Here is a 2,039-nt window from a genome sequence, read left to right as displayed (position 1 = left end):
TTCATACCCCCATATTAGTCACCCACCACGACCGAGCCCGACTCGCTGACCAGCACAAACAAACCAAAAGCTCCGAAAACCCCGCCAACCTGTGCAAGTCAGGAGGACCGCCCCGCCGGTAAGGTCCCGAGGGTCCCGAGCATCTCATGGGAAGAGCCAGTAACAGAGCTGCCCTACTCGATGAAATCGATCACCTACGACCGTGCAGCTCAACACCTATACATAGGAACCGGGCTCATCAAGGGAGTGCGTCCTGAGGTGTGGGACTTCAACGTCTCCGGCATGAATGTCCTCGACAAGTGGCTAGGGGCGCGCACGCAGAAGGGTATTGGTCGAGCCGCTGGCAAAGGCGCCACCCCGCTCGACCGAATTCGCCCAACCGAGTGGGAGGACGAATGGAACGACGAACTGCTTGACCTGCTTCGTGTTCTCACTCGAACGGTCGAGCTGCGTGAGCATCAGCAAGAACTGCTTGAAGAGATCGTGGCCTCTGAGTTGTTCAATGCAGACGAGCTTCCCAAACCCTCTCCTGAACAGAAGAAGGTGCCGAAGACGGTTGAACGAGAGTACGGACAGGGCTCATTCAGCTTCTAACACAGCATCACCCCGGCGGATCTACTCCACCGGGGTGATGTCGTCTCGGAGGGCTATCAGCGGCCCGGGGAGAACCATGTGTAAGCGGGGTGCTCCCGCACGGCTGCGACGACCTTCTCCTCGTCCCCATAGCTCACCGCAGCGATGACTGGGCGATCTGCGACCAGCTCATTGAAATCGTCGATCAGCTCGTCCCACTCGTGGTCACCGGGGCGCTTGGGCACGTGCTCTACGAACTCGGGGTTCTCGTCCATGTCCTTGAAGCTTTCCAGCATCGCCGCGCGCCAGATCAGTAGATCCATGATGCTTGCGTCCGAGCCATCTCGCGGCGGTTCAACGGCGTCTCGCCCCGGTCCAGGCATTCCAGGATCGTACGGCAAGCCCGCTGGGTCTGTCGGATGAATGGCTTCACACCGTCGCCGATCGTGACCAGCGCCATGTCGTCCACGAACGCGAACAGCCCGCGCTCGTTCCACGGGATGTCGAACGTGGGCTCGTTCGACAGCGCATCGGCCAGGTCCTCATCGATCCACAGACTGATCGTCTTGGAGAGCATGCTTCCCTGGCGTGGTGTGAGGGGTGAGACGCCGTTGTCCCACAGGCGCAAGGCCCGGGCGGTGAGTTCACGGCGCAGTTCATCAGCGATGTTGGTGGTCGTGTTCACGGTGTGTCCTTCCTGAGTACTGGTTCGAGTGCCGAGGAGTGTCAACGACGCGTGAATACTGACCCCTAGGCGACGGGTGAAAATTGACCCCTGTCGCACATGCTAGGAGGCATGATTTCGATGGAGAATTGGGCTGAGATACGCCGGTTGCACATTGCTGAGGGTGTTCCGATCAAGGAGTTCACGCCGGTTGGGGGTGGCGCGGAACATAGTGCGTTCGGCGTGGGCCTCGGCGGCGCTGCCGCGGTACATTCGAGCAAGCTCCGGGTCGGTGGTGGATGCGTATGAGTCTGAGATCCGCAAGCTGCTGCGGGATTATCCCACGATGCCGGCGACGGTGATCGCTGAACGGATCGGGTTCACGCATTCGTTGACGGTGCTGAAGGATCGGTTGCGGGTGATCCGCCCGGAGTACGTCGGGGTCGATCCTGCTGATCGGCTGGTGCACGAGCCCGGTCAGGTGGCTCAGATGGATCTGTGGTTACCCGAACCTAGAACCCCGACGGGCATGGGTAACGTGCTGATGTTCCCGGTGCTGGTGAGTGAGGTTGACGTTCTCACGGTTCCTGACTGCGGTGATGCTGCCATCGCGGCAGTCCGGGGATATGCTGGCTGAGATGTGGCAGCTGATCGCGGCGGTGCCCAAGACACTGATCTGGGATCGGGAAGGAGCGATGGGCTTGTCAACTTGAGTGTGTATGGGGCGGTTTTCACAGGTAGGGTTCCATGCGGTCGGGGAAGGCCACAGCGAGCTGGGCCAGGGCTTGTTTCCAGTTCGTGG

The 2,039-nt window shown here is 60.5% G+C and carries 3 protein-coding genes and 1 pseudogene; 2 read left to right on the top strand and 2 right to left on the bottom strand.

Going from position 1 to position 2,039, the window contains the following annotated elements:
• Positions 1–45 precede the first annotated feature (45 nt).
• Entirely contained in the window at positions 46–594 is a 549-nt protein-coding gene (locus ACFFN1_RS13695; RefSeq protein WP_376841391.1) for a type ISP restriction/modification enzyme, read from the top strand.
• A gap of 56 nt (positions 595–650) precedes the next feature.
• Here the strand turns inward: ACFFN1_RS13695 and ACFFN1_RS13690 are convergent, their stop codons facing one another.
• Together ACFFN1_RS13690 and ACFFN1_RS13685 are read right to left on the bottom strand one after the other, a co-directional pair.
• A complete protein-coding gene (locus tag ACFFN1_RS13690) occupies positions 651–896 on the bottom strand; it encodes a hypothetical protein (RefSeq protein WP_376841390.1) in 246 nt (81 codons plus the stop codon).
• Positions 884–1,258, bottom strand: a complete 375-nt coding sequence (locus ACFFN1_RS13685) for a hypothetical protein (RefSeq protein WP_376841388.1) — start codon at positions 1,256–1,258, stop codon at positions 884–886. The genes ACFFN1_RS13690 and ACFFN1_RS13685 overlap by 13 nt, the downstream gene beginning before the upstream one ends.
• Positions 1,259–1,369: 111 nt before the next feature.
• Here ACFFN1_RS13685 and ACFFN1_RS13680 point away from each other — a divergent pair.
• Positions 1,370–1,938 (top strand): annotated as a pseudogene (locus ACFFN1_RS13680) (transposase); the annotation flags it as partial.
• Between the last annotated feature and the right edge of the window lie 101 nt (positions 1,939–2,039).

Source organism: Brevibacterium otitidis (assembly GCF_042429315.1).
Lineage (GTDB): Bacteria > Actinomycetota > Actinomycetes > Actinomycetales > Brevibacteriaceae > Brevibacterium > Brevibacterium otitidis.
Note: the sequence above shows the minus strand (reverse complement) of the source record. Positions and strands in the feature narration are given on the sequence as shown.

What these genes read in the sequence shown, in the direction of transcription:
- ACFFN1_RS13690 (WP_376841390.1), bottom strand. Translation starts at nt 896, where the DNA reads ATGGATCTACTGATCTGGCGCGCGGCGATGCTGGAAAGCTTCAAGGAC.